The sequence below is a fragment of the Actinoplanes sp. NPDC049599 genome, assembly GCF_044465625.1.
GTDB lineage: Bacteria > Actinomycetota > Actinomycetes > Mycobacteriales > Micromonosporaceae > Actinoplanes.
Map to the genome: position 1 here is coordinate 341,721 of NZ_JBITLX010000006.1, position 25,868 is coordinate 367,588.

Annotated in this window: 27 protein-coding genes and 1 pseudogene; 14 read left to right on the forward strand and 14 right to left on the reverse strand. The window is 75.4% G+C overall.

What is annotated here, in order from left to right:
• The first annotated feature begins 2 nt into the window (after positions 1 to 2).
• The 6 genes and pseudogenes from ACIBQZ_RS14425 to ACIBQZ_RS14450 form a co-directional block, all read left to right on the forward strand.
• On the forward strand, positions 3 to 1,040 hold the full coding sequence (locus tag ACIBQZ_RS14425) for a zinc-dependent alcohol dehydrogenase family protein (RefSeq protein ID WP_396089044.1): 1,038 nt from the start codon (positions 3 to 5) through the stop codon (positions 1,038 to 1,040).
• Positions 1,037 to 1,657: an SRPBCC family protein gene (locus tag ACIBQZ_RS14430; protein WP_396089045.1), complete on the forward strand. Its 621-nt coding sequence runs from the start codon at positions 1,037 to 1,039 to the stop codon at positions 1,655 to 1,657. Before ACIBQZ_RS14425 ends, ACIBQZ_RS14430 begins: the two co-directional genes overlap by 4 nt.
• Before the next feature lie 74 nt (positions 1,658 to 1,731).
• The gene (locus tag ACIBQZ_RS14435; protein ID WP_396089046.1) at positions 1,732 to 2,475 is read left to right on the forward strand and encodes an SDR family NAD(P)-dependent oxidoreductase; all 744 of its coding nucleotides are present in this window, start codon (positions 1,732 to 1,734) and stop codon (positions 2,473 to 2,475) included.
• A 61-nt stretch (positions 2,476 to 2,536) separates the two neighbouring features.
• A complete protein-coding gene (locus ACIBQZ_RS14440; RefSeq protein WP_396089047.1) occupies positions 2,537 to 3,178 on the forward strand; it encodes a hypothetical protein in 642 nt (213 codons plus the stop codon).
• 103 nt (positions 3,179 to 3,281) lie between these two features.
• Positions 3,282 to 3,611 carry a hypothetical protein gene (locus tag ACIBQZ_RS14445; RefSeq protein ID WP_396089048.1) on the forward strand — a complete coding sequence of 110 codons (330 nt, stop codon included), beginning with the start codon at positions 3,282 to 3,284 and terminating at the stop codon, positions 3,609 to 3,611.
• A 112-nt stretch (positions 3,612 to 3,723) separates the two neighbouring features.
• A pseudogene (locus ACIBQZ_RS14450) lies at positions 3,724 to 4,026 on the forward strand (hypothetical protein); the annotation flags it as partial.
• A gap of 89 nt (positions 4,027 to 4,115) precedes the next feature.
• Here the strand turns inward: ACIBQZ_RS14450 and ACIBQZ_RS14455 are convergent.
• Positions 4,116 to 4,478: a VOC family protein gene (locus tag ACIBQZ_RS14455; protein WP_396089049.1), complete on the reverse strand. Its 363-nt coding sequence runs from the start codon at positions 4,476 to 4,478 to the stop codon at positions 4,116 to 4,118.
• Between the two features lie 169 nt (positions 4,479 to 4,647).
• Here ACIBQZ_RS14455 and ACIBQZ_RS14460 point away from each other — a divergent pair, with 169 nt between their 5' ends.
• Both ACIBQZ_RS14460 and ACIBQZ_RS14465 read left to right on the forward strand, forming a co-directional pair.
• Positions 4,648 to 5,154: a GyrI-like domain-containing protein gene (locus ACIBQZ_RS14460; protein WP_396089050.1), complete on the forward strand. Its 507-nt coding sequence runs from the start codon at positions 4,648 to 4,650 to the stop codon at positions 5,152 to 5,154.
• Positions 5,155 to 5,197: 43 nt separating this feature from the next.
• Entirely contained in the window at positions 5,198 to 6,247 is a 1,050-nt protein-coding gene (locus tag ACIBQZ_RS14465; protein WP_396089051.1) for a hypothetical protein, read from the forward strand.
• Here ACIBQZ_RS14465 and ACIBQZ_RS14470 read toward each other — a convergent pair.
• Positions 6,225 to 6,923 carry a DUF2202 domain-containing protein gene (locus ACIBQZ_RS14470; RefSeq protein ID WP_396089052.1) on the reverse strand — a complete coding sequence of 233 codons (699 nt, stop codon included), beginning with the start codon at positions 6,921 to 6,923 and terminating at the stop codon, positions 6,225 to 6,227. The two genes, ACIBQZ_RS14465 and ACIBQZ_RS14470, sit on opposite strands and share 23 nt — an antisense overlap.
• A gap of 188 nt (positions 6,924 to 7,111) precedes the next feature.
• On the opposite strand from ACIBQZ_RS14470, the gene ACIBQZ_RS14475 reads away from it, so the two are divergent.
• Positions 7,112 to 9,400, forward strand: coding sequence for a heavy metal translocating P-type ATPase (locus ACIBQZ_RS14475; RefSeq protein ID WP_396089053.1), 2,289 nt, complete (start codon positions 7,112 to 7,114; stop codon positions 9,398 to 9,400).
• The gene (locus ACIBQZ_RS14480) at positions 9,397 to 11,064 is read left to right on the forward strand and encodes an alkaline phosphatase D family protein (protein WP_396089054.1); all 1,668 of its coding nucleotides are present in this window, start codon (positions 9,397 to 9,399) and stop codon (positions 11,062 to 11,064) included. Before ACIBQZ_RS14475 ends, ACIBQZ_RS14480 begins: the two co-directional genes overlap by 4 nt.
• Positions 11,065 to 11,083: 19 nt before the next feature.
• Here the strand turns inward: ACIBQZ_RS14480 and hypE are convergent, their stop codons facing one another.
• From hypE to ACIBQZ_RS14530, 10 genes are read right to left on the reverse strand one after another with little or no spacing between them, the layout of a single operon-like run.
• Positions 11,084 to 12,145: a hydrogenase expression/formation protein HypE gene (gene hypE / locus ACIBQZ_RS14485; RefSeq protein WP_396089055.1), complete on the reverse strand. Its 1,062-nt coding sequence runs from the start codon at positions 12,143 to 12,145 to the stop codon at positions 11,084 to 11,086.
• Positions 12,145 to 13,263: a hydrogenase formation protein HypD gene (gene hypD / locus ACIBQZ_RS14490; protein WP_396089056.1), complete on the reverse strand. Its 1,119-nt coding sequence runs from the start codon at positions 13,261 to 13,263 to the stop codon at positions 12,145 to 12,147. Before hypD ends, hypE begins: the two co-directional genes overlap by 1 nt.
• Positions 13,260 to 13,538 carry a HypC/HybG/HupF family hydrogenase formation chaperone gene (locus ACIBQZ_RS14495; protein WP_396089057.1) on the reverse strand — a complete coding sequence of 93 codons (279 nt, stop codon included), beginning with the start codon at positions 13,536 to 13,538 and terminating at the stop codon, positions 13,260 to 13,262. Before ACIBQZ_RS14495 ends, hypD begins: the two co-directional genes overlap by 4 nt.
• Positions 13,539 to 13,543: 5 nt before the next feature.
• Complete coding sequence (hypF, locus tag ACIBQZ_RS14500) at positions 13,544 to 15,874, reverse strand: carbamoyltransferase HypF (RefSeq protein WP_396089058.1); 2,331 nt, start codon at positions 15,872 to 15,874, stop codon at positions 13,544 to 13,546.
• Positions 15,875 to 15,877: 3 nt separating this feature from the next.
• Positions 15,878 to 16,360, reverse strand: a complete 483-nt coding sequence (locus ACIBQZ_RS14505) for a hydrogenase maturation protease (RefSeq protein WP_396089059.1) — start codon at positions 16,358 to 16,360, stop codon at positions 15,878 to 15,880.
• The gene (locus ACIBQZ_RS14510) at positions 16,357 to 17,655 is read right to left on the reverse strand and encodes a Ni/Fe hydrogenase subunit alpha (protein WP_396089060.1); all 1,299 of its coding nucleotides are present in this window, start codon (positions 17,653 to 17,655) and stop codon (positions 16,357 to 16,359) included. The genes ACIBQZ_RS14505 and ACIBQZ_RS14510 overlap by 4 nt, the downstream gene beginning before the upstream one ends.
• Complete coding sequence (locus ACIBQZ_RS14515; protein ID WP_396089061.1) at positions 17,652 to 18,464, reverse strand: oxidoreductase; 813 nt, start codon at positions 18,462 to 18,464, stop codon at positions 17,652 to 17,654. The genes ACIBQZ_RS14510 and ACIBQZ_RS14515 overlap by 4 nt, the downstream gene beginning before the upstream one ends.
• Positions 18,464 to 19,321, reverse strand: a complete 858-nt coding sequence (locus tag ACIBQZ_RS14520; protein ID WP_396089062.1) for an FAD/NAD(P)-binding protein — start codon at positions 19,319 to 19,321, stop codon at positions 18,464 to 18,466. Before ACIBQZ_RS14520 ends, ACIBQZ_RS14515 begins: the two co-directional genes overlap by 1 nt.
• Positions 19,318 to 19,797: a cyclic nucleotide-binding domain-containing protein gene (locus ACIBQZ_RS14525; protein ID WP_396089063.1), complete on the reverse strand. Its 480-nt coding sequence runs from the start codon at positions 19,795 to 19,797 to the stop codon at positions 19,318 to 19,320. Before ACIBQZ_RS14525 ends, ACIBQZ_RS14520 begins: the two co-directional genes overlap by 4 nt.
• Positions 19,794 to 20,951, reverse strand: a complete 1,158-nt coding sequence (locus ACIBQZ_RS14530) for a 4Fe-4S dicluster domain-containing protein (protein WP_396089064.1) — start codon at positions 20,949 to 20,951, stop codon at positions 19,794 to 19,796. Before ACIBQZ_RS14530 ends, ACIBQZ_RS14525 begins: the two co-directional genes overlap by 4 nt.
• Positions 20,952 to 21,151: 200 nt before the next feature.
• Here ACIBQZ_RS14530 and ACIBQZ_RS14535 point away from each other — a divergent pair, with 200 nt between their 5' ends.
• The 3 genes from ACIBQZ_RS14535 (at position 21,152) to ACIBQZ_RS14545 (ending at position 22,937) form a co-directional block, all read left to right on the forward strand.
• Positions 21,152 to 22,204, forward strand: a complete 1,053-nt coding sequence (locus ACIBQZ_RS14535) for a hypothetical protein (RefSeq protein WP_396089065.1) — start codon at positions 21,152 to 21,154, stop codon at positions 22,202 to 22,204.
• The gene (locus ACIBQZ_RS14540) at positions 22,201 to 22,575 is read left to right on the forward strand and encodes a TM2 domain-containing protein (RefSeq protein WP_396089066.1); all 375 of its coding nucleotides are present in this window, start codon (positions 22,201 to 22,203) and stop codon (positions 22,573 to 22,575) included. The genes ACIBQZ_RS14535 and ACIBQZ_RS14540 overlap by 4 nt, the downstream gene beginning before the upstream one ends.
• A gap of 80 nt (positions 22,576 to 22,655) precedes the next feature.
• Positions 22,656 to 22,937, forward strand: a complete 282-nt coding sequence (locus tag ACIBQZ_RS14545) for a hypothetical protein (RefSeq protein WP_396089067.1) — start codon at positions 22,656 to 22,658, stop codon at positions 22,935 to 22,937.
• A gap of 51 nt (positions 22,938 to 22,988) precedes the next feature.
• Here ACIBQZ_RS14545 and ACIBQZ_RS14550 read toward each other — a convergent pair whose 3' ends face one another.
• Both ACIBQZ_RS14550 and ACIBQZ_RS14555 read right to left on the reverse strand, forming a co-directional pair.
• A complete protein-coding gene (locus ACIBQZ_RS14550; protein ID WP_396089068.1) occupies positions 22,989 to 23,351 on the reverse strand; it encodes a helix-turn-helix domain-containing protein in 363 nt (120 codons plus the stop codon).
• Positions 23,352 to 23,360: 9 nt separating this feature from the next.
• A complete protein-coding gene (locus tag ACIBQZ_RS14555) occupies positions 23,361 to 24,251 on the reverse strand; it encodes an alpha/beta fold hydrolase (RefSeq protein ID WP_396089069.1) in 891 nt (296 codons plus the stop codon).
• A gap of 120 nt (positions 24,252 to 24,371) precedes the next feature.
• Here ACIBQZ_RS14555 and ACIBQZ_RS14560 point away from each other — a divergent pair, with 120 nt between their 5' ends.
• Positions 24,372 to 25,859, forward strand: coding sequence for a wax ester/triacylglycerol synthase family O-acyltransferase (locus tag ACIBQZ_RS14560; RefSeq protein ID WP_396089070.1), 1,488 nt, complete (start codon positions 24,372 to 24,374; stop codon positions 25,857 to 25,859).
• The last annotated feature ends 9 nt before the right edge of the window (positions 25,860 to 25,868 follow it).

Here is a 25,868-nt window from a genome sequence, read left to right on the forward strand (position 1 = left end):
TCATGAAAGGACTCGTGTACGGAGGCCCGGGCAAGCGCTCCTGGACCGACCTGCCGGACCCGGTGATCACCGACCCACGGGATGCCGTCATCCGGGTCGACGCGGTCACCATCTGCGGCACCGACCTGCACATCCTCGGCGGTGACGTGCCCGAGGTGGAGCCCGGCCGGGTGCTCGGGCACGAGGCGGTCGGCACCGTCGTCGAGACCGGCAGCGGCGTGAGCGGGCTGGCCGAGGGCGACCGGGTGCTGGCGTCCTGCATCTCCGCCTGCGGCATCTGCCGGTTCTGCCGCGAGGGCAGCTACGGGCAGTGCCTGGGCGGCGGCGGCTGGATCCTCGGCCACCTGATCCACGGGGTGCAGGCGGAGTACGCCCGGATCCCGTTCGCCGACCTGTCGACGTACCGGCTGCCGGCCCAGGTGTCCGACGAGGCGGCCGTGCTGCTCGCCGACATCCTGCCCACCTCGTACGAGGTCGGCGTGCTCAACGGCCGGGTACGCCCGGGTGACACCGTCGTGGTGGTCGGCACCGGCCCGATCGGTCTCGCGGCGATCCTCACCGCGCGGCTGTTCTCCCCGGCGCACATCGTGGCGATCGACAAGGCGGAGAGCCGCCTGCAGGCCGCCAAGGTGTTCGGCGCGGACGTCACCGTGCTGGCCGACGCCGACCCGATGACGGTCGTGAAGTCGCTGACCGGCGGGCTCGGCGCCGACGTGGTGATGGAGGCGGTCGGCACGCCCGCGACGTTCGAGCTGTGCACCTCGCTGGTGCGCCCCGGCGGGCGGGTCGCCAACATCGGCGTGCACGGCAAGCCGGCCACGTTGCACCTCGAGGACCTGTGGATCCGCAACATCACCATCACCACCGGGCTGGTCGACACGTACTCGACGCCGAAGCTGCTCGACATGGTGGTGGCGGGGCAGCTCGCCACCGGGAACATGGTGACCCACCGGTTCCCGCTCGGCGACATCATGACGGCGTACGACACCTTCGCGCGGCCCGGCGAGACCGGTGCGCTCAAGGTGGTGCTGTCGCGATGAGCAGGACAGCCTGGTTCGGCGGGGGCCTCGCGCTGGCGGCCGCGGTGTACGCGCCCGCCCTGCGCCGCTGGTACCTGACCTGGGGAGCGACGGCGGAGGAGGCCGAGGCGACCCTGCCCGGCGACGAGCTGCTGCCGGAGCCGGACATGCTCAGCACCCGGGCGGTGACCATCGACGCGCCGCCGGAGCGCGTCTGGCCGTGGCTGGTGCAGATGGGCAGCGGCCGGGGCGGCGCCTACACGTACGACTGGATCGAGAACCTGTTCGGCCTCGGGATGCACAGCGCCGATCGGATCCTGCCGGAATTCCAGCAGCTGGCCGTCGGTGACGTGCTGCCGATGGGCAACGGCGGGCCGGGGATGCGGGTGGCGATCTGCGACCCGGAACGGACGCTGGTGTTCCGGTCCGAGGACGGCCGCTGGGTGTGGATCTTCTCGCTCGCCGAGCGGTCCGGTCGCACCCGCCTGATCAGCCGGAACCGGATCGCCGAGGGCGCCGCCGCCTCCGCCGCCCGGAAGCTGGCGGACCGGCTGATCATGGAGCCGGGCAGCCTGGTGATGGAACGCAAGATGCTGATCGGCATCCGGGACCGGGCGCAGGGCACGCCCGTCGGCTGATCGGCGCGACCCTCGGCGGCTCGCCGAGCCGCCGGCCGACCGGGCCGCCGGGTCCGGGGAACGGAGGAGAGATCATGGATCAGGACTTCGCGGGCAAGGTGGCGGTGGTGACCGGCGCCGGGTCGGGCATCGGGGAGGCCACCGCGGTGCTGCTCGCCGCGCGGGGCGCCAAGGTGATCGTCGCGGATCTCGACGCGGACGCCGCCGGCCGGGTCGCCAAGGAGATCGGCGACGCGGCGGTGCCGTACACCGTGGACGTGTCCGACCCGGCGGCGTGCGAGGCGATGGTCCGGGCGGCCGTGGACATGTTCGGCAGGCTGGACGTGGCGGTCAACAACGCCGGCATCGGCGGGCCGCAGGCGCCGGCCGGCGAGTACCCGCTGGACGGCTGGCGCCAGGTCATCGACGTCAACCTGAACGGCGTCTTCTACTGCATGCGCGCGGAGATCCCGGCGATGCTGGCGGGCGGCGGCGGGTCGATCGTGAACATGGCGTCGATCCTGGGCTCGGTCGGCTTCGGCCAGGCGGTGGCCTACGTCGCCGCCAAGCACGGCGTGGTCGGCATGACCAAGACCGCGGCCATCGACTACGCCCAGCAGGGCATCCGGGTCAACAGCATCGGCCCGGGCTTCATCGACACGCCGCTGCTGGCCGCCGCCGACCAGGAGGTCATCGCGGGCGTCAGCGCCCTGCACCCGATCGGCCGGATGGGCCGGTCCGCGGAGGTCGCCGAGCTCGCCGCCTTCCTCGCCTCGGACAAGGCGTCCAACACCACCGGCTCGTACCTGCTCACCGACGGCGGCTACACCGCGCAGTGAGCAGCTCCGGGATGCCGGACGGGCGGCGGCCCGCCCGGCGCGAGCACGAAAGGACAGGACCATGGTGTACGCCGAACCGCAGGCCAGGCCGGCCGTGCTGCGCGGGGGACCGCTGTTCCGGCGCTGGCTGCTCGTGGTGACGATCGGCGAGTTCCTCGGCTTCTCCGTGCCGGCCGTCGCCGGCGCGGTCACGGCGGGCTGGTCGACCCTCGCCGCGCTGGGCGTGATCCTGGCGGCCGGCGCGGTGGAGGGCACGGCGCTCGGGCTCGCCCAGGCCAGTGTGCTGCGGCAGGCGCTGCCGGGGCTCCCGGCGCGGCGGTGGGTCCTGGCTACGGCGGGTGGCGCCGTGCTGGCGTACGTCATCGGCATGCTGCCCTCCACGCTGGCCGACCGGTGGGCCGAGCTGCCGGCCGCCGTGCTGGCGCTCGGCGGGCTGGTGCTGGGTGTCGCCCTGCTGGCCACCATCGGTACGGCGCAATGGCTGGTGCTGCGCACGGTGCTGCCCCGCTCGGCGAGCTGGATCGTGACCACGGCGCTGGCCTGGCTGGCCGGCCTGGCGGTCTTCCTGGTCTTCACCATGCCGCTGTGGCACCCCGGGCAGCCGATCGTGCTCGTCGCCGCGATCGGGGCCGCCGGCGGCCTGCTGATGGCGGCGGTGACCTCGGCCGTCACCGGCGTGGCCCTGCGCCGCCTGATGCCCTGAGGTCCGTCGCGGCACGGGTCGTTGGACCCTACTGGCCCCTCGGCCACCACCTGATCATGAGGAGTGCCCCGGCCGGCCCGGCCGGACGAGCGGAGGAGGCGTCATGACCAGCTTCGAGCACGTCATCAGTCCTCAGGTGCACACCCACGGCCACGTCGGCCCGGAGGCCACCGAGTACGCCGTCGGCAAGCTGACCGCGGCGTTGCACCACGCACCCGGCCCGGTCCTGCGCACCTCGCTGACCCTCGACGCCGCCGCCCCCGGCGATCGGGTCGACGCCCACGTCGACGTCAACGGCATCGGCGTGCACGTCCACGCGGTCGGTGCGACGTTGCAGGAGGCGACCGACCTGATGCAGGAGCGCCTCCGCTCCCGGCTGCGCCGGATCCGCCGCCGCTACGACGCGGGCCCCCGCGCCCTGATGATCGGCTGAGCCGTTCGGTCGCCCGGGTGGCTTCGGCCGGCGGTTCTGACCCCGCTTGATCGTGGGCGGTGTCAGAACCGCCGGCCGGTCTCCACCGAGCCGGACGAGATCCGGGCAGCGCCGGCTGTGGCATGCTTCGCCGGGTGCGGGTGATGGGATCGCCAGATGTCGATCAAGCGCTGGCCGGACCGGGTTCGCCGCGCTCGGCGTCAACGAGATCCTCATGCACACGCGGGACATCGCCGAGGGCTTGCGAGTCACCTGGCAGCCGCCCTCGTCGCTCTGCGCCGCCGTGCTGCGGCGGCTCTTTCCCGACGCACCGGCCGGAGACCCCGTCGAGGTCCTCCTCTGGTGCACCGGAAGGGCGGCACTCCACGATCGGCCCCGACGCACCTCATGGAAGCCCAGGGCCGCCGTCGGCTGATCAGCCGGTGCGGTGTACCGCCCCGCGGGCGTGCCCTGACCGATCCGGCGCGGCGGCGAGGCCGTCGCGCCGGACCTCGGGCCGCCGGCTCAACCGGCGATGGGCCCGACTGCCTGGAGCAGGCCCACGGTGTTGCCCTCCGGGTCGCGGAACAGGGCGAAGGACGCCGTCTTGTTGATGGCGGTCGGTGGCACCAGCGTGGTGCCGCCGAGCTCGCCGATCGACCTCAGCGCCTCCGCCAGGTCCTCGACCTGCACGTAGACGGTCACGTACGGCGGCATCGGCGGGTGCGCCCGCATCAGGCCGCCGCCGAACCCGCCCTCGGCCGCCTGCACCAGGCGGTAGTCCGCGCCCGCCTCCTGCATGGACCAGCCGAACGCCTTGGCGTAGAAGTCCTGGAGCCCGGCCAGGTTCCTGCCGCCGATCTCCCAGTGCACCACCGGATGCGCCATGGTGATCACCCCGATCTGATTCCTGACGCCCCCTCGCCCGCATTGTCCGCCGTGGATACCGGCCGGACCAGGGCCGCAGGTCCTCCCGTCCGGGAGCCGCCCGGCGGAGGTCCGGCCGCCGGCGGACCTTCTGCTCTGTCGCCGCCGGCCGGCGCGCGGGAGCGTGGAGATGAGGTGGCAGCAACGCTTCGAGGGAGAGGTCACGATGAACGCGACCGGCACTGACCATGTCGAGAGAGTCACCCTGGAACCCCGCACGATCCTCGGGCTGCGCCAGCGGGTCGGGCTGGACGAGATGAGCGGTTTCTTCGCCCGTGCGATCCCGGCCGTCGCCGGCGAGCTCGCCCGGGCCGGCACCCACCCGGCGGGTCCGCCGGTCGCGGTGTACCGCCACGAACAGGACCACCATTTCGACGTGACGGTCGGGTTCCCGGTGACCGAGGAGCCGCCGTCCACCGACGCGCTGGTGCGTGAGGTGCTGCCCGGCGGCCCGGCGGTACGCGCGGTGCACGTCGGCCCCTACGAGACCCTGACGCAGGCGTACGCGGGGCTGGGCAACTGGTTCACGCAGCGCAAGCTGCACCCGCCCACGGTCATGTGGGAGGAATACCTCGCCGGGCCCGGAGCGGTGAACGAGACCGAGTACCGCACCCGCGTCGTCTATCCGCTGCCCTGACCCGCCGCACCGGAAAGGCCCGGGTGGGGAAGGAGTGCGAATCATGAGAACCTGCACGCGGATCGGCTCCGTGGCCACGCTGGTGGCCGGGGTGGCGTTCGTCGGCGCGCCCGCGCTGGGCGGCCCGCCGGCGGTGGGGTACCGCACCGTCCTGCTCGGCACGCTCGGCGGGCCGAGCAGCACCCCGCTCGCGCTCAACGACCGGGGCGAGGTCGTCGGCCGGTCGGCCACCGCCGGCGGGCAGACGCACCCGTTCCGCTGGCGGGACGGGCGGATGGCCGACCTGGGCACGCTGGACGGCGTCGACGGCGGCTGGGGGATCGCCGCGGACATCAACCGGTCCGGCACGGTGGCCGGGCAGAGCCGGCGCGGTGCCACCACCCACGCGGTGCGCTGGCAGCACGGCGAGATCACCGATCTGGGCACGCTCGGCGGCACGGCCAGCTTCGCCACGGCGATCAACGACCACGGGGCGATCGTCGGCGCGAGCACGACCGCCGACGGTTCGCTGCACGCGTTCGTGTGGCGTGCCGGCCGGATGACCGACCTGGGTGTGCCCGGGGCCGGTGAGGTGTTCGCCGAGGACATCAACAACCGCGGGCAGATCGCCGGCTGGCGGGCGCCCGGTGACGACGGCCCGTCCGCCGCGTACGTGTGGCAGCACGGGACGACCACGTTCCTGCCCGGCACGCCGTACGGCAGCCAGGCGCGGGCGATCAACGACCGCGGTGACGTGGTGGGAGCCGTGTTCCTCGCCGAGTCGTCCCAGGCGGCCCGGTGGCGGCAGGCCCGGCTGGAACTGCTCGGCAACCTGCCCGGTGGCAACGCCGGCGGGGCGACCGCCGTCGACGACCGCGGCGTGATCCTCGGCGCGGGCAACGTGGCGCCCGGTTCGGCGGACGACCACGCGTTCCTGTGGCGGCGCGGGGTCTTCCGTGACCTGTCCGCCGCGGGCGTGCCGAACAGCGCGGCCGATCTCAACAACCGGGGCGCGATCATCGGCACCGTGCCGGACACCACCGGCGAGGCCGCGACGGCGGCGCTCTTCCTGCCGGGCGCCGGCCGCTCGGTCAGCGGGCCGCCCACGCGGTGAACGCGGCCAGGTGGTGCTGGGAGGCGGCCACCAGGTGCTGGTAGACCTGGGTGACGTCGGGGGCGGTCAGACCGGTGAGCGCCTTCCGCAGGTCGGCGATGTCGGTGCGCTCCACCTCCTGGCCCACCCGCAGGGCGGCGGCCCGGCCGGTGGTGCCGCGGGCCAGCAGCCGGTCGTAGGTGGCCTGCACCGTGGGGTCGCTGAACGTGCCGGCGGCGACGCCGGCCGTGGGGTCGCTGAGCCCGTAGCGGTCGAGCAGGGTGCGCACGACGCTCAGGTGTGTGGTCTCCGACGCGGCGATGTGCGCGAAGACCGGCAGCTGGTACTTGTCGGCGAACGTCGTGTAGAGGTCGTGGGCGAGCTTCTCTTCCTGCGCCATCGCGGCCAGGGTGGTCTTCTGCTGATCCGTCAGGGTGCCCTGCGGGGCGGTCAGGCCGGCGCCGAGGCAGCCGCCCGCGCCCATCCCCGCGCCCATGCCGATGCCCATCCCGGCGCCCATGCCCATCCCGGTGCCGTAGCCGCTGCCGTCGCCCGGGCCGGGCTGGCCCAGCGTGGTGCGGGTGGCCGGGAAGAGGTCGGCGCCGGCCAGGGCCGGTCCGGCCGCCACGATCCCGGCCAGCCCGAGGGTGCCGGCGGCGACCAGGACAACGGTCCGGCGGGTGGTCGTGGTTCTCATGATTCCTCCCAGGTTCGTGCTCTTCCCGCATCGTCGCGCCGGGTGGTGCGGAAGGTGTGGATGCGGTGTGGAGGCGGGATGGCGACGCCGGAACGGGTCTTGCGGCCCTGCCGAGGATCTTGCCGCTGCCGCACGGTGGAAGGGCGCCGGGCGGACGCGCGTTCCGTCGCCGGTGCCGGGAGGACGTCATGCAGCGACGCGAGCAGGCCCTGTTCGCCGCGACGACGGTGCTGGCCCTGGCGGGGCTGGCGCTCGCCGCGGCGGACGCCCCGGGCGCGGCGGACGCGGCGTGGATCGCCGCGGCGGTGCTGGGCCTGGTCTACTCGACGGCGTCGCTGATCGCGGCCGCGCGGCGGCGGGCGGCGACCGTCGACGTGATCGCGTGGCTGGCGCTGGTGGGCGCGCTGGCCGTCGGCGAGGCGTTCGCGGGTGCGGTCATCGCGGTCATGCTGGCCAGCGGCGTGCTGCTGGAGGCCCGCGCCGCGGCCCGGGCCCGCCGGGAGCTCAGCGCGCTGGCCGCCCGGGCGCCGCGGACGGCCCGGCGGGACACCGCCTCGGGACCGGTCGAGGTGCCGGTGGCCGAGGTCGTGGTCGGTGACCGGCTGGTCGTCGGCTCCGGCGAGATCGTGCCGGTGGACGGCCGGCTGCTCGGCCCGGCGGTGCTGGACGAGGCGGCGCTGACCGGTGAGCCGCTGCCGGTGGAGCGCCGGGCCGGCGAGGACCTCCGCAGCGGGGTGGTGAACGCGGGCTCGCCGCTGCGGCTGACGGCCACCGCGACCGCGGAGGCGTCGACGTATGCCGGTGTGGTGCGCCTGGTGGCGCAGGCGCAGGCGGCGAGTGCGCCGTTCGTGCGGATCGCTGACCGGTTCGCGCTGGCGTTCGTGCCGGCCACGCTGGTGCTGGCCGGTGCCGCCTGGGCGGTCGCCGGTGATCCGGTGCGGGCGGTGGCGGTGCTGGTGGTGGCCACGCCGTGCCCGTTGCTGCTGGCCGTACCGATCGCGATCATGTCCGGGATCTCCCGGGCCGCCCGCAGCGGGGTCGTGGTCAAGGGCGGCGCCGCGCTGGAGCAGCTGGCCGCCGGCCGGGTCCTGCTGTTCGACAAGACCGGCACGCTGACCGCCGGCCGGCCGGTCCTCACCGACGTGGTCACCCCGGCCGGGGTGGGCCCGTCCGCCGGTGAGGTGCTGCGCCTGGCCGCGAGCCTGGACCAGAGCTCCGCCCACGTCCTGGCCGGCGCCATCGTCACCGCCGCCCACGACCGCGGCCTGCGGCTGGCGGCGCCCGAGCAGGTCCGCGAGCGCCACGGCTACGGGGTGGAGGGCGTGGTCGACGGCCACCGGGTGCGGCTGGGCAAGGCGGCGTGGATCGTCTCCGGTCCGCCGCCGGCGTGGGTGCGCCAGGCCCGCCGGCGGGCCGCGCTGGACGGGTCGCTGACGGTCTTCGCCGCGATCGACGACGCGCCGGCCGGCGTGCTGCTGCTGGAGGATCCGGTACGGCCCCAGGCGCCCCGCATGATCCGGCGGCTGCGCACGGCCGGGATCACCCGGGTGGTGCTGGTGACCGGCGACCGGGCGGACACCGCGGAGGCGGTGGGCCGGATCGTCGGCGTCGACGCCGTGCACGCCGACTGCGACCCCGGCGACAAGCTGGCGCTGGTCCGCGCGGAGCAGGAGGCGGGCCCGACGATCATGGTCGGCGACGGCATCAACGACGCGCCGGCGCTGGCGGCGGCCGGTGTCGGGGTCGCCCTGGCGGCCCGCGGGGCCACCGCCTCGGCCGAGGCCGCCGACGTGGTGCTGACCGTCGACCGGCTCGACGCGCTGGCCGACGCGATCCTGACCGCCCGGCGCTGCCGGATCATCGCCGGCTGGGCGGTCGGTGTCGGGATGGGGCTGTCGGCCGCGGCGATGCTGGCGGCGGCGGCGGGCTACCTGCCACCCGCGGCCGGCGCGCTGCTCCAGGAGGGCATCGACGTCGCCGCCATCGCCATCGCGCTGACCGCCCTGCTGCCGGCGCCGTCGCACACCGTGGTGCTCCCGCCCGCCGACATCGCCACGGCCCGCCGCCTGTACGCCGAGCACCGCGACGTCCGCGTCCTGGTCGAGCAGGTCCGCACGGTCGCCGACGCGCTGCACCACCCGCCGTACGACCTGGGGCCGGTGCGCGAGCTGCTGGAGCACCTCGAGGTGCGGTTGCTGGCCCACGAGCACGCCGAGGAGGCCGAGCTGCTGCCGATCATGGCGCGGGCGCTCGGCGGGGTCGAGGCGACGAGCGGGCTGAGCCGTACGCACGCCGAGATCGAGCACCAGATCGGGCGGCTCCGCCGGACGGTGGACGACCTGGTCCTGGAGGCGGAGGCGGAGGACGTCACCGACGTACGGCGGCTGCTCTACGGGCTGTACGCGATCCTGCGGCTGCACAACGCGCAGGAGGAGGAGGGCGCCTTCAGCCTCGTACCCGATCCCAGCACGCCATGACCACGCTCCGGCGAGCGAGCCGGATCTGGCTGCTGCTGGCCGTCGGCGGCTTCGCCGTGCTGGCGGTGACGATCGGGGTGCCGCGCAACCCGGAGGGTGAGGGCCTCGCCGCGCGGACGGAGTTGCCGGCGCAGCTCGCCCTGCTGGCCCTCGCCCTGGTGGGTGGGCTGCTGCCGCGCCGCGGGCAGGGAGTCGCGGCGGTGCTGGTGGCCGTGGCCGGCAACGGGCTGGGCGTGCTCGCGGCGCTGGCCTATCACCCGGCGGTCAGCGTGCTGGTGCTCGCCGTGTTCCTGCCGCCGGCGGTGGGCCTGTGGCTGGGCTGGCGGCACGGCCGGAGCGGGCGCCGGGTGCTGGCCCTCGCCGCCACGACCGCGGTGCTGCTCACGGGCACCTGGGCCGGCGCGTCGCGCGTCCACACCCGCTGGTTCGGCCCCGCCCACCCGGTGTCCACGCAGGCCGCGCCGGCGGTCGACCGGGTGGTGTGGACCTGGGCCGGCGCCGTCACCACGACCTCGGCGACCGTGGTCGCCGAGGTGGTCCGGCCCGCCCGGCGCGCCCGCCTCCTGATCACCCCCGACCGGCCCGGCGCCGTCCCGCCGGCCACGGCGGTGCCGGTGGGCGACGACGGCGTCGTCCGGCTGCCGGCGACCGGGCTGCGACCGGCCACCGCCTACCGGTACGTCATCGAGGTCGACGCGGTCGCCGACCGGGCCCGGGGCGCCGGCCGGTTCCGCACGATGCCGGATGGGCCGGCGTCGTTCACGGTCGCGGTCGGCTCCTGCGCCCGGACCGGCTCCAGCGGCGCCGTCTTCGACGCCATCCGTGCCGTTGCCCCGCTGCTCTACATCAACGCCGGAGACCTGCACTACGGCAACCCGTCGCGCAACGACGTCGCCACGTTCGGCGAGCTGTACCGGCGCACGCTGACCTCCCCGGCGCAGGCGGCCCTGTACCGGTCGGTGCCCGTCGCCTACGTCTGGGACGACCACGACTACGGCCCGAACGACGCCGACGCCGCCGCTGCCACCCGGCCCGCAGCGCGCCGGGCGTACGGCACCTACGTGCCGCACTACCCGCAGCCGGAGCCCGGCCAGGCCGTGTACCAGGCGTTCACCATCGGCCGGGTGCGGTTCGTGCTCACCGACAACCGCTCGGAACGCACCGGCACCTCGCTGCTCGGCGCCCGGCAGCTCGCCTGGCTGGAGCGGGAGCTGGTCACCGCCGCCCGCACCCACGCGGTCGTGGTGTGGGTGAACCCGGATCCGTGGATCGCCGCACCGGCGCGAGGGGCCGACGACTGGGGCGGCTACCCCCGGGAACGGCGCGCCCTGGCCGACGTCGTCGCCGCCGCCCGCATCGACAATCTGATCATGATCGCCGGCGACGCCCACATGATCGCGCTGGACGACGGCAGCCACAGCGGCTACAGCGGGTCCGGCTACCCGGGATTCCCGGTGCTGCAGGCCGGGGCGCTCGACCGGCCCGGCAGCGTCAAGGGTGGCCCGTACAGTCACGGCACGTTCCCGGGCGGCGGGCAGTTCGGGACCATCACGATCACCGACGACGCGACGTCCCGGGTCGGCGTCGAGCTGGCCGGCCGCACCTGGCGCAACGACGTCCTGGTCTCGTACCGCACCACCTTCCCGGCGCCGCCGCCCGGCTGAGCCGGCCGGCGGCGCCCGGTCAGCAGATGCGCGGGAGCTGCTCACCGACCAGCATGTCCAGCACCCGCCGGGAACCGACGCCGGTGCGGATCACGACCCGGCCCGGGTCCACCCCGGTCGCGGTGCCGATCCGGACCGCCTCGCGGCCCTCGGGCCGCGAGCGCATCGCCGCCAGCACCTCGTCGGCGCGGTCCGGCGCGACGAACGCGATGAGGCAGCCCTCGTTGGCGACCTGGGCCGGGTCGAGGCCGAGCAGTTCACAGGCCGCGTGCACCGGTTCCGGCACCGGCAGGTCACGTTCGACCACCTCGACGCCGATGTGCGAGTCCCGGGCGATCTCGTTCAGCGCCGAGGCGATGCCGCCGCGGGTGGGGTCGCGCAACGCGTGCACGGCGGTGCCGCCGGCCGCCACCATCGCCTCGACCAGCCGGTGCAGCGGCCGGGTGTCCGAGCCGATCTCCGCGTCGAAACCGAGCCCCTCCCGCGCGCTGAGCACCGTGGTGCCGTGGCAGCCGATCGGCCCGGACAGCAGGACGGCGTCACCCGCCGCGGCGCCGGCCGCCGAGGGGGCCGCACCGGGCAGCCGCCGGCCCACGCCGGTCGACACCACGAACAGGCCGTCGGCGGCGCCGCGTCCGACCACCTTCGTGTCGCCGGTGACCACCGGCACCCCGGCGGCGCAGGCGGCGGCGCCCACCGAGGCGGCGACCCGGCGCAGGTCCGCCAGGGCGAAACCCTCCTCGACGACGTACGCGACGGTGAGCGCCAGCGGCATGGCGGCCCGCATCGCCAGGTCGTTGACGGTGCCGTGCACGGCCAGGCTGCCGATGTCGCCGCCGGCGAAGAAGAGCGGGCTCACCACGTACGCGTCGGTGCTGATCGCCAGGTCCGTGTCCCCGACGGTGAACACCGCGGCGTCCTCGAGCGGGCCCGGCGGCGCCGCCCGGCCCAGCGCGGGCACCAGGACGTCGCCGATCAGCTCGGCGGAGAGCCGGCCGCCCGAACCGTGCCCGAGCAGCACCCGCTCGACCTCCCGCAGCGGCGCCGGACAGGTCAGCGCGGCCGGGTCCGGGGCCGTCATCACCGGTCACCCCGTCCGCCCGCGGGAGCCGCCGGGCGGCGTCCGGCGGTGAAGTAGGCGGCGCAGGTGCCCTCGCTCGAGACCATCGGGGCGCCCCGGGGCGAGCGCGGCGTGCAGGACCCGCCGTACGCCGCGCAGTCGGTCGGGACCTTCGCGCCGGTGAGGATCTCGCCGGCGATGCAGGCGGGATCCTCCACGGCGGACAGCCGGCCCACGTCGAAGCGGATCTCGGCGTCGAACGCGGCGTACGCGTCGCTCAGCGCCAGCCCGCTCGCGCCGATCGTCCCGATGCCGCGCCAGGCCCGGTCGGTGATCCGGAAGACCCGTTCGATCGCGGCCTGCGCGGGCCCGTTGCCGGTGCGGTGCACGGCCCGAGCGTACTGGTTCTCCACCACGTGCCGGCCCTGTTCGAGTTGGCGCACGGCCATCAGGATGCCCTCCAGCAGATCGAGCGGTTCGAACCCGGTCACCACGATCGGCACCCGGTAGGTCGCGGCCAGCGGTTCGTACTGGGTCCAGCCCATCACCGCGCAGACGTGCCCGGCGGCCAGGAAGGCCTGCACCGCGCAGCCCGGCGCGTCGAGGATCGCGGTCATGCCCGGTGGCACCAGCACGTGGCTGACCAGCATGCTGAAGTTCGTCAGCCCCAGCGCCTCGGCGTGCAGGACGGCCATGGCGTTCGCCGGCGCCGTCGTCTCGAAGCCGACGGCGAGGAAGACGACCTGCCGGTCGGGCCGCTGCCGGGCCAGCCGCACCGCGTCCATCGGGGAGTACACCACCCTGACGTCCGCGCCCCGCGCCTTCAGCGACAGCAGGTCGGTGGCCGAGCCGGGCACCCGCAGCATGTCGCCGAAGCTGGTGAGGATCGTGTCCGGCCGGGCGGCGATGGCCAGCGCCCGGTCCAGGGTCTCCAGCGGGGTGACGCAGACCGGGCAGCCCGGACCGTGGATCATGCGGATGCCGGCCGGCAGCAGCTCGTCGATGCCCTGCCGGACGATGGTGTGGGTCTGCCCGCCGCAGACCTCCATCAGCGTCCACGGCCGGGTCGCGACCTGGTGCAGCTCCGCGAGCAGGGCCCCGGCGAGAGCGGGGTCGCGGTACTCGTCGAGGTATTTCATCGCGGCCCGCCCTCCGGGGCCGGCAGCGGCTCGCCGAGCTCGGCGGCCACGGCGTCGCCCATCGCGCGCAGCACGGTCAGCGTGCGCTCGGCCTCGGCCTCGTCCACGGCGGTGATCGCGAAGCCGACGTGCACGATCACGAACCCGCCGACCTCGGTGCCGGGCACGTAGGCCAGGCAGACCTCCTTGCGCAGGCCACCGAAGTCGACCGTGCCCATCCGCAGGCCGTCGCGCTCGTACACCTCGGTGACCTGGCCCGGAATCCCCAGACACACGGTGATCAGCGCCCCTTCCCGATGCGGGCCGCGGCCACGACCGCCTGCCCGTAGCTGATGCCGCCGTCCCCGGCGGGAACCTCGCGGTGCAGGCGGCCGTCCAGCCCGGCGGCCGCGAGCGCCCGGGGGATCCCGGTGGCCAGAATCCGGTTCTGCAGGCAGCCGCCGGACAGGCACACCACCCGGACGCCGCTCGCCTCCGCGGCCCGCTCGCACAGCGCCACGGTGACGTCGACGATCGTGCGGTGGAACGCGGCGGCGAGGGCCGCGACGGGCTCTCCCGCCGCGGCGCGGTCCAGCAGCGCGCCCAGGGTGACGGCGGAGTCGTAGACCCAGATGCCGTCCACGTCGGCGAGCCGCCAGGGCAGGGCGGCCGGCGCCGTCCGAGCCCCGGCGGCGGCGGCCTCCAGCATGATCGCGGCCTCGCCCTCGTAGCCGGCGTCGTCGCAGACGCCGAGCAGGCTGGCGACGGTGTCGAACAACCGGCCGGCGCTGGACGCCCGGGGGCTGTTGACCCCGCGTTCCACCATCCGGCGGAGGACGTCGTGTTCCCGGTCGCCGACGCGGGCCAGCAGCGCCGGGGCCGCCGTCGCCGGCAGCGGGAACTCGCTGCCGTACAGGTGGCCGAGGGCCATCCGCGCCGGGCGGCGCACCGCCGCCTCGCCGCCCGGCAGCGGCGCCGTGCTGAAACGGGCGACCCGCCGGAAGCCGGTGTACGAGGCGAGCAGGATCTCCCCGCCCCAGAGCGTGCCGTCGGCGCCGAGGCCGAGCCCGTCGTAGGCCACGCCGATGAACGGCCCCTCGACGCCGTTCTCCGCGGCGCACGCGGCGACGTGGGCGTGGTGGTGCTGCACGGCGACGCGCCGGTCGGCGGGCACGGCCTGTGCGGCGTAGCGGGTGGACGCGTAGCCGGGATGCAGGTCGTGGGCGACGATGTCCGGCGTGAACCGGTGCAGCCGGCACAGCTGCGCGAGGGTGTCGTGGAAGGCGGTCAGGGCGTCGGGGTCGTCCAGGCTGCCGCCGTGCGGGCCGACCAGCGCGCGGTCCGCCCGGGCCAGCGTGAACGTGTGCTTGAGCTGCGCGCCCACCGCGAGCACCGGGCGGTCGGCGCGGACCGGCAGCGGCAGCGGCTGCGGGGCGTACCCGCGCGCCCGCCGGATCGTGCTGCGCGCCCCCGCGACCGCGGCCACGACCGAGTCGTCGTAGCGGGCCCGGATCGGCCGGTCATGGTGCAGGAACCCGTCGGCGATGCCGGACAGCCGCGCGACGGCGTCGGCGTTCCCGATGGCGGTCGGCTCGTCGCAGCGGTTCCCGCTGGTCACCACCAGCGGCCGGGCCAGCGCCCGGACGAGCAGCTGATGCAGCGGGGTGACCGGCAGGAAGACCCCGAGCCGGTCGGTGCCGGGGTGCACCGCGGGCGCCGGCGGCCCGCCGGGGCGGGCGGGGACGAGCACGATCGGCCGGGCCGGCGTGACCAGCAGCGCGCGGTCCGCGGCGGTCAGTTCGCCGAGCCGCTCGGCGGCGGGCACGTCGGCGACCATCACCGCGAGCGGCTTGCGGGGCCGCCGCTTGCGGGTCCGCAGCTTCTCGACGGCCTGCGGGTCGGTGGCGTCGCAGACGAGCTGGTAGCCGCCGAGGCCCTTGAGCGCCACGATCCGGCCGGCGCCGATCGCCTGCACGGCGGCGGCCAGGGCGTCCGCACCGACCGGGCCGGACCCGGCCGGCCCCTGCCAGCTCAGCCGCGGCCCGCACTGCGGGCAGGCGATCGGCTCGGCGTGGAACCGGCGGTCGCCGGGGTCGTGGTATTCGGCGGCGCACCGCGCGCACATCGCGAACCCGGCCATCGCGGTGCGCGTCCGGTCGTACGGCAGCTCGTCGATGATGGTGGCGCGCGGACCGCAGGCGGTGCAGTTGATGAACGGGTAGCGGTACCGGCGGTCGGCGGGGTCGAAGAGCTCGCGCAGGCAGTCGTCGCAGACGGCGAGGTCGACGGGAAGGCCGGTGAACCCGTGGGCGGGCGCCGCCGCCCGGGCCGTGCTCGGCAGCACCGTGAAGCCGGCTCGCGGCCCGCCCGCCGGGGCCGCGGTGACGGTCACGTCGGCCACCACGGCGTTCGGCGGCGCCTGCTCCCGGAGGACGCTGATCAGCTCGGCGACCGCCGGCCGGCCGCCGTTGACCTCGATCAGCACGTTGCCGTCGAGGTTGCGGACGGTGCCGTCCAGCGCCAGCCGGGTGGCCACCCGGTGGACGAAGGGCCGGAAGCCGACGCCCTGGACGGTGCCGCGGACCAGGACGTGCCAGCGGCGGCCGCCGGGCGGGTCGACGAGGCCGGTCATCGCTCAGCCCACCAGGACGCAGACGCGTTCGGTGACGGGTGGGACCGCGGCGGCGACCGGCGCGGTGAGCCCCTGGCCGAAGCCGAAGTCGGTGCCGGAGACCGCGAGCACGACCAGCCGGCCGGGCAGCCGGTCCAGCGCCCGGCCGAGGGCCACCGTGCTGCCCAGCCCGACCGCGTGCGAGCCGGCCGGGCCGCCGGCGCCGAGCGCGTCCAGGGCGTCCAGGACCAGCTCGTGGTGCCGGCCCGCGTGGCCGGCGTCGTCCAGGACCGCGTCGACGACCACGGCGACGGCGGCGCCGGTCCACAGGTCGAGCAGCCGGGTCGGCTCGCCGTCGCTGAACCGCAGCTCCACCTCCGCCAGCCGGCGGTCGGCGGCCTGCCGCCCGATCAACCCGCTGACCACCAGCGGGCCGAACCCGTCGTCGCGGCGGTACTCGTTGCCGACGCCGATCACCACCCGCCGGCCGGCGCCGCGGCTGGTCACCGGCGCTCCACGGTGAGCTCGAGGAAGTGCGTCGAGCACGAGATGCACGGGTCGTAGTTGCGGATCGCCTGCTCGCACTGCCAGGTGAGGCGCTCGTCGTCCAGGCCCAGCCGGCCGCCGACGAAGCGCCGCAGGTCGTCCTCGATGGACGCCTGGTTCTGCGAGGTCGGCGGGACGATGCGCGCCGAGGTGATGAGGCCGTCGGCGGTCAGGCCGTAGCGGTGGAACAGGATGCCGCGCGGGGCCTCGGTCGCGCCGTAGCCGACCGCCGCCCGGGGCGGGACCGCCACGAAGGGCCGGGCCGGCGGCTCGTACCGGTCGATCAGCCGGATCGCCTCGTCGAGGGCGTACACGACCTCCACCGCCCGGACCACGATGCTGCGGTACGGGTTGCGGCAGTCGGCGCCCAGGCCGGCGGCGTCGGCGGCCTGCCGGGCCAGCGGCGAGAGCCATCGCTGGTTCAAGGTGTAGCGGGCGGCCGGCCCGACTGCGTAGGTGCCGCGGCCGGCCAGCCGCGCGTGCAGGGCGGTGGAGTGCGGCACCTGCTCCTCGATGACGTGCTCCTCGAACTGCCGCGGGGTGAAGGTGAGGCCGCCGGTGGTCGCGACCGTGCCCGACTCGATGGCGTAGCGCCCGGGCTCCACGAGCGCCAGCAGCTCGTGATCGTGGTCGAAGTCGGGGAACTCGAAACCCGCGACCCACCGGACCGTCTCCAGCGCCTGGTCCAGCGCGATGCGCAGCCGTGCGCGCAGCGGCGCCAGCTCCGGCGGTGACGGCGTGCGGTAGAAGCCGCCGACCCGGACGTTGATCGGATGGATCGCCCGTCCGCCCAGGATCTCGACGATGTCGTTGCCGGCCTTCTTGACCGCCAGGCCGCGCTCCACCAGGTCGCGACGGTCCTTGGCCAACTCCAGCGCGCTCGGGTAACCGAGGAAGTCGGGCGCGTGCAACAGATAGATGTGCAGCGTGTGGCTCTCGATCCACTCGCCGCAGTAGAGCAGCCGGCGCAGGTCGGCGACCGCCGGCGCCACGGTCACCCCGCAGGCGTCCTCGATCGCCGCGCAGGCGCTCATCTGGTACGCGACCGGGCAGATGCCACAGATGCGCGCGGTGATGTCCGGTGGCTCGGTGTGCCGCCGCCCGCGCAGCAGCGCCTCGAAGAACCGGGGTGGCTCGTAGATGTCCAGGCGCACCTCCTCGACGGTGTCGCCGCGCACGCTGACGTGCATGGCCCCTTCGCCCTCCACCCGGGCCAGCGACCGCACGTCCAGGATCCGATCGGCACGATGGGTCATCGCTCCTCCGATCCGGTGTCGCGGGGTCCGGAACCCGGCGGTGGTCCCACGGTGACCCGGGACAGCTCGATGAACGCGGGCGCCGCGGCGTTGAAGGTCCGGTAGGCCCGCTCGATGTCGGCCGCCGACATGCCGGTGGCCCGCAGCAGGCCGGCCTGCGCGGCGGCGTTGGGTGTCTCCATCGGACCGAAGCAGCCGTAACAACCCCGCTGGTACGCCGGGCAGATCGCACCGCAGCCGGCGTGCGTGACCGGGCCCAGGCACGGCGTGCCGTGCGCGACCACCACGCAGACGTTGCCGCGCTGCTTGCACTCGAAGCAGACGCTGTGCGCGGGCAGGTCCGGCCGGCGCCCGACCAGCAGGGACGTGATCACCTCGAGCAGCTGGCGCCGGTCGATCGGGCAGCCGTGCAGCTCGTAGTCGACCTCGACGTGGGCGGCGATCGGGGTGGAGGTGGCCAGGGTCGAGACGTACTGCGGGTGGGCGTACACCACGGACCGGAACTCGTCGACGTCGGCGAAGTTGCGCAGCGCCTGCACGCCGCCCGCGGTGGCGCAGGCGCCGATGGTGACCAGGGTGCGGGAGACCTCGCGGACCCGCCGGATGCGCTCGGCGTCCGCGGCCGTGGTGATCGAGCCCTCGACCAGCGAGACGTCGTACGGGCCCGGCTCCACCCGCCGGCTCGCCTCCAGGAAGTGGGCGATCCGGACCCGGCCCGCGACGGCGAGCAGCTCGTCCTCGCAGTCGAGCAGGCTGAGCTGGCAGCCGTCGCAGGAGGCGAATTTCCAGACAGCGAGGGTCGGTGTCATCACAGCTCCCGTACCGTCAGCAGGGGTCCGGCCACGGTGTAGTCGACGACCGGGCCGTCGCGGCACACCAGCAGCGGGCCGAGCTGGCAGTGCCCGCACCAGCCCGCCCCGCACCGCATGGAGCGCTCCAGCGAGACCCGCACCCGCGCGGCCGGCAGGCCCCGGTCCAGCAGCGCGCGGGCGGTGAACCGCATCATCACCTCGGGACCGCAGACGAACGCCACGCTGCGGGCCGGGTCGAAGCGGGCGAGCGGGAGCAGCCCGGGCACCACGCCCACGTGCCCGCTCCAGCCGTCCGCGGGCCGGTCCACGGTGATGCCGACCTGGACGCCGGCCGTGCCCCAGCGCAGCAGCTCATCGGGGTAGAGCAGGTCGGCCGGGGTGCGCGCGCCGACCAGCAGCACGACGTTGCCGAACCGGGACCGGTCGGACAGCACGGCCTGCAGCACCGGGCGCAGCGGGGCCAGCCCGATGCCGCCGGCCACGATCACGATGTCCTGGCCCGCGGCCGAGGCGACGTCCCAGCCGGTGCCGAACGGGCCGCGGACGCCGATCACCGTGCCCGGCGCGGCGGCGTGCAGCGCCCGGGTCACCGCCCCGACCGCGCGCAGTGTGTGCGTCAGCCGGCGGGCCCGGTCGTCGCCCGGCCCCGGCAGGCCGCTGAGCGAGATGGGCACCTCGCCGATCCCGTACGCGGTGAGCATCGCGAACTGGCCGGGGGCGAAGGCCGGCAGCGGACCCGCGTCGTGGGCCAGCTCGACGGTGACGGTGTCGACGGTGTCCGCCCGCCGGGAGACCACCCGGTACGGCTGGGGGACCGCCGGGCCGGCCACCGCCGGGGCCGTGGCCGTGCTCATGGCTGCCCGGCCTGCGCCGCCGTGGCGTACAGGTCCAGCAACCGCAGGCGGGTCGCGTGCAGGCGGGTGGTGAGCACGGGGATGAACAGGCGCAGCACCGCGTACCCGAAGGCCGGGTCGGCGTCGCAGCGGTCGCGGACGGCGCCGGCGTCGAACACGACGGTGTCGAGCTCTTCCCGGGCCACCGCACCGAACTGCCAGCGGTACGGCGGGTGCAGCCAGGACCAGCCCAGCACGGACCCGGCGACCAGCGTCTCGATCACCTGGGGGCCCCGGCCCGGCACTCGCAGGTCCAGCGCCGCGGAGCCCTTCGTGAGCAGCCAGAAGCGGTCCGCGGTGGTGTCCTCGGCGAAGATGCGCGCGCCCGTCGGATACCCGGCCGGCCGGCCGGCCGCGCACAGCGACCGGAGCTGCTCGCGGGTCAGGCCGGCGACCACCGGCAGGCCCGCCACCAGGGCGAGGACGTCGGCGCTCATGAGGGCGCCGCCGTCCCGTCGCCGGCCGCCTGCGAGAGCGCGGCCACCTCCTGGGTGATGTCGATGCCCGCCGGGCACCAGGCGATGCACCGGCCGCAGCCGACGCAGCCGGACGAGCCGAACTGGTCGTGCCACGTGCCGAGCTTGTGGGTGATCCACTGGCGGTACCGGGCCTGGCCGCTGGTCCGCACGCTGCCCCCGTGCAGATACGAGAAGTCCAGGTCGAAGCAGGAGTCCCAGCGCCGCCAGCGCTCGGCGTGGTCGCCGGTGAGGTCGGTGACGTCCTCGGTGGTGGTGCAGAAACAGGTGGGGCACACCATGGTGCAGTTGCCGCAGGTGAGGCAGCGGGCCGCGACGTCGTCCCAGTGCGGCGACTCCCGGCTCTCGGCGAGCAGGTCCGGCAGGCCGTGGCCGGGCATCGAACGGGTCATCCGGGTCGCCGCGTGCGCGACGGCCTCCCGCGCCCGCGCGCTGGTCCCGTCGTCGGCCGGGCGCCGGGGCAGCTCGGCCAGCACCTCCGCGCCGGCCGCGGTGCCCGCGCGGACCAGGAAGCGGTGGCCGTCGCCGTCCACCAGCTCCGTCATCGCCAGGTCGAAGCCGTGACCGGCGTCCGGGCCGGTCCCCATCGAGGCGCAGAAGCAGGTGGCGCCGGGCTCGGTGCACTCGACGGCGATGATCAGGTTGCCGTCCCGGCGGCCCGCGTAGACCGGGTCGCGGTGCCGGCCGCCGGTCAGGACCCGGTCCAGGACGCCGATCGCGGCGAGGTCGCAGGGGCGGACGCCGAGCAGGGCGTACCGGTGCTGCTCCGCCGGCTCGTGCACGGTGACCGTGCCGTCGGGGGAGCGGTCGGCCGACCACAGCGGGGCGCGGGCCGGATGCAGCACGCTCTTCCACGACTGCGGCCCGGCGGAGTGGCCGAACGCGGCCCGGTCGCCGCGGTCGCGCAGCCGGTACCGGCCGGCGTCGGCGTCGACCCCGATCCCGTACGGCAGCTCGCCGGCGGAGGTGAGCTCGGCGACCACGATCGCGCCGTCGCGGACGGTGGGACCCACGACGGTGTAGCCACGCGTCCGCAGCACCTCGAACAGGCGGGGCAGCGCCGTCGCCTCGATCAGGGCCGGTGGCTCGGTTCGCTCACGGATCTGCGGCGTCATCGCGCCTCCTCAGCGCTCGTCGGTGAGCCGGGCGTCCACGCCGAAGCTAGAGGCCGGCAGCAGGAGCGGCCAGAGGCGAAGGTCCCGCCGTGGCCGGTTCGGTGGCGTTCGGCCGGCGGGTGGAGGCCGGACGCCCCTGTCCGGAAAGCGCCGGAAGCCCGACGGTGGATGGTGGGGGAGACGGAACAGTGGTGACGGCGATGAGAGACACGGAGCTGACCGGACTGATCGACCGCTGGACGGCCGAGGGTGTGCTCACCGCGGCGCAGGCCGGCCGGATGCGCGCCGAGCTGGCGTCGTCCGGGCGGCGCGGGTCGCTGGTGGCGGAGAGCGTGGGCTATCTCGGCGGCGCGCTCGTCATCGTGGCGATGTCGCTGGCGACCGGCTGGTACTGGGCGGATCTGGGCCCGGCCGGCCGGCTCGGGATCGTGGGCGGCGCCGCGGTCGCGCTGGTGGCCGCCGGCGCGGTCGTGCCGGGGCGCTCGGGTGGCACCGCCCGGCGGTTGCGGGCGGTGCTGTGGCTCATGGCCTGCGCCGCGCTGTTCGGCTTCCTGGTGCTGCTGGCCGACGACCCGCTGGGGTGGAGCGGGCGGACCGCGGTGTCGTTCGCGGCGCTGGGGGTGCTGCCGTGCGCCGGGGTGCTGTGGTTCCTGCACCGCCACCCGGTCCAGCACGTCGCTGTCTTCGTGTTGTCGGCGGCCCTCGCCGCGTCGCTGGTCACGCACCTGTCCTCGGCGGGGAGCCTGCCGGGCGTGGCGGTCGGCGTCACCGGGCTGGTGTGGGGCCTGCTGGCCTGGGGGACCGTGGTCCGGCCGGCGTCGCTGGGCCGTACCCTCGGCGCGCTGGGCACGGTCGCCGGGGCCGTGGCCATCGCGGGTGAGGGCTGGGGGGCGGTCCCGGCGGTGGGCACCGTGGCGCTGGTGATCGCCGCCGCGGTGCTGATCCGGGACCTGGTGGTGCTCGCCGTCGGCTCGGTGGGGACGCTGCTGGTCGTGCCGGAGGTGGTCACCCGGTACTTCCCGGGCACCATCGGCGCGGCGCTGGCGCTGCTGCTGGCCGGGCTGCTGCTGGTCGCCGTGGCGGTGCTGGCCGCCCGGCGGTCGAAGCAGCCGCGCGACGAGGTCGCGCCGGCCGGGGAACCCGACCGGTCCACCGGCCCGCCCCGCATCGCCATCGGCGGCGCGGCGCTGCTCGTCGCCGTGGCCACCGTGGCCGTGGTGCTCGCCGGGTCCGGGCTATCGTTGCGCCGATGAGCCAGGGTGCGTCTCTTCCCTCCCGCGACGCCGCCGCCCTGCCCGGCTGGGAGCGGTTCCGCGTGCTGAAGGCCGAGGCGGAGTACGAGTCCGTCAAGAAGGATCCCCGGGTGGCGTACGCGTTGTGGTGCGTGGTCGGCATCCTGGGCGGGCACCGCTTCTACCTCGGCGACACCGGCCGGTCGATCGCGATGCTGTTCACGCTGGGCGGGCTCGGCGGGTGGACGCTGCTCGACGTGTTCTTCGTGGGCCGCCGGGTCCGTGCGGTCAACCGCTCCCGCCGCGCCGCGATCATGGCCCGCTGCGGCATCGTCGAGGACCTGCCCCCGGGCCGTTGGTCCCGCGCGGATCGGGCCGCGGGTCACCGGTGAGGAGGGGGCGCCCGGCCCTGACGCTGTTAGCAGTGCGCGGCTAACGTGCTAAGTAGGTCGATGGTCGGAGGGAGGTTGTCATGACCACCACCAGCACCAAGCCGGCTCGTGAGACCGGCCCGGCGAAGCCGGCGCTGCACACGGAGCCGCGGCGGGAACGGACCCGGCGGATCGGCCGCGAGGTCGGCACGCTCGCCGTGAACGTCTACGAGCGCGGCGTCGCGGACGTTGTCGCGTTCGAGAAGGACGTCGCCAAGGTCGCCCCGTACCCGTGGGCGAAGAGCGCGCTCTCCTTGAGCGCCGGCCTCATCGAGGACGTCGGCGCCGCCTACGTCAAGACGGCACGGCAAGTCCTTCGGTGATCGGCGGAACCGGCCCGGGTGTCAGCACCCGGGCCGGTCCTCGTGTGCCCGCTACCGGCCACGCCGGCGGCGGGCGATGGTCGTCTCCCGCAGGGCGGTGTAGACCTCCACCAGGGCCTGGCGCTGGCGCGCGGTCAGGTCGGGGTCCGCGGAGATCGCGGCGAGCACCGCGACGGGCGCCGGGGGCTCCGGGGACGCCTGGTCGACGAGGGCGTCCGCGGTGGTGCGCAGCGACGAGGCGATGGCGTGCAGCACCCGGTCGGAGGGCGCGCGCAGACCGCGTTCGATCTGCGACAGGTACGGCCCCGAGATGCCGACCATCGCGGCGAGCCGGCGCATGGACAGCTCGGCCAGCTCGCGCCGGCTCCGGATGATCTCGCCGACGTGCAACGGTGTCCGGGAGCTGTCCGTCACCGTCGCAGCTTACCGCGTGGCCGGGCCCGCCTCGTACGCCCGGCGCGCCACCGCGGAGATCTCCTCGGCGATGCCCGGCAGGAGCGCCGTCGGCAGGTCGTGCCCCATGCCGGTGTGCACGACGAGCTTGGCGTCGCGCAGCACCCGGGCGGTCGCGAGCCCGCCCGGCAGCCGGACCAGCGGGTCGGCGTCGCCGTGGATCACCAGCGTGGGCAGCCGCAGCGTCCGCAGCATCGGCCGCCGGTCCTCGGCGGACACGAGCGCCGCGAGCTGCCGGCGGATGCCCGCCGGGTCGTGCGCCCGGTCGTACGAGCGCCCGGCCACGTCACGCAGCCACTCCTCCTCGTGCGGATAGGCGGGGGAGCCGATCACCCGGAAGATGTCGACGACCTGCCGGGCCGCGGCGTCCCGGCTGGACGCCGGCCGGCGCAGCAGCGCCGCCATGGCACGCGGGTGGGGCCGGCCGATGCGGGGCGACGGCGTGGAGGAGATGGACGTGAGCGACCGGACCCGGTCCGGCCGGGCGCCGGCCAGGGTCTGCGCGATCATGCCGCCCAGCGACACCCCGACCACGTGGGCGCTCTCCCAGCCCAGCTCGTCCAGCACGGCCAGCGCGTCGCCGGCCATGTCGGCCAGCCGGTAGCCGGGCCCGCGGTGCGGGGCGAAGGCCAGCGGGCCCGGCACGCCCAGCTCGCGGAGGTGGGTCGACAGCCCCACGTCGCGGTTGTCGAACCGGGCGACCCGGAAGCCGGCGCCGGTGAGCAGCTCCCGGAACGACTCCGGCCAGAACAGCATCTGCAGGCCCAGGCCCATGATCAGCAGCAGCGGCTCGCCGTCGGGCGGCCCCTCGGCCGCGTAGGCGATCCGCACCGCACCGTGCCGGGCGAAACCTTCGGTCATGCCTCCAGCTTGCCCGCCGCGGGCGCCGGGCACCGAGGGCCGGACGTGTCCCGCCTGCGGGTCGTCCGGCCCTGGCTCCGGGGCCGTCGCGGGGCGCACGGTGACGGTGGGTGCAGAGCCGTGACCGAGGAGGAAGCCGTGGAATACCTGAGCCCCCTGGACGCGTCCTTTCTGGACGCCGAGGACGAGGACCCGCACGCCTCGCTGGCGATCGCATCGATAGCCGTGCTGGACGGACCGGCACCCAGCCAGGCCGAGTTCGCCGCGGCGATCCGGGGCCGGCTGCCGTTGGTCCCGCGCTACCGGCAGAAGGTCCGCCGGGTGCCGTTCAACCTGGGCCGGCCGGTCTGGGTGGACGATCCGGACTTCGACCTGGACTTCCACCTGCGCCGCACCGCGCTGGCCGAGCCCGGCGACGACGCCGCGCTGCAGCGGCTGGTCGGGCGGGTGATGACCCAGCGGCTGGACCGGGAACGGCCGTTGTGGGAGGACTGGCTCATCGAGGGGCTGCCCGAGGGCCGCTGGGCGCTGCTGTCCAAGGTGCACCACTGTCTCATCGACGGCGTGTCGGGCAACCAGCTCTACCGGCTCATCTGCGACGCCGGCACCCGTCCGCACCGGCCGGTGGCGGACCACTGGGAGCCGGGCCCGGGCGCCGGATCGCTCGACCTGTCCCTGGACGCGCTGGGCCAGCTCGCCCGGATCCCGTTCGACCAGGCCCGCGTGGTGGCCCGGGCGGTGCGTTCGCCGGCCACCGCGACCCGGTGGCTGCGGGACACGGCCCGCGGCCTGACCGCGCTGGCCGGCGGGCTGATCCCGACCGCGCCGACCTCGCTGTCCGGCCGGCTGGGCCGGGCCCGCCGGTACGCGGTGGCCCGGACCCCGCTGGCGGACATCGCCGCGGTCGCCGCCGCCCGGTCGGTCACCATCAACGACGTCTACCTGGCCGCCGCGGCCGGCGCGTTCCGCCGGCTCATGCTGGATCGCGGCGAGGAACCGGTGCCGGGCAGCATCCGCACGCTCGTGCCGGTGAACGTGCGCGGCCGCGACCAGGAGGGCCTGCTCGACAACCGGGTGGCGTCGATGCTGCTGCTCCTGCCGGTGGAGCTGGACGACCCGGAGCAGCGGCTGCGGGCCGTGCACGAGCGGGTCCTGGAGCTGCGGGCCGGCGGTGAGGTGGAGGCGGCGGCCGCCCTGGTGGCGCTCGCCGACCGGGAGCCGTTCACGCCGGTGTCGCTGATCATCCGGACCGCGCTGCGGCTGCCCCAGCACGCCATCACCACGGTGACCACCAACGTGCCCGGTCCCGCCCAGCAGCTCTACATCCTCGGGCGGCCGATCCGCGAGATCCTGCCGTACGTGCCGATCGCCGAGCGGATCCGCATCGGCGTCGCCATCTTCACCTACGGCGGTCAGGCCACCTTCGGCGTCACGACCGACTTCGCGTCGGTGCCCGAGGCCGACCGGTTCGCCGGATACCTCACCGCCGAGGTGGCGGCCCTGCACGACGCCTGCCGACCGGCCGAGCCGGAGCCGGAGCCGAAGCCGAAGCGGCAGCCCGCGCGCCGCCGCAGCACCAGCACCCCCGCTCGCGCGCCACTGTCCTGAGCAGCCCGA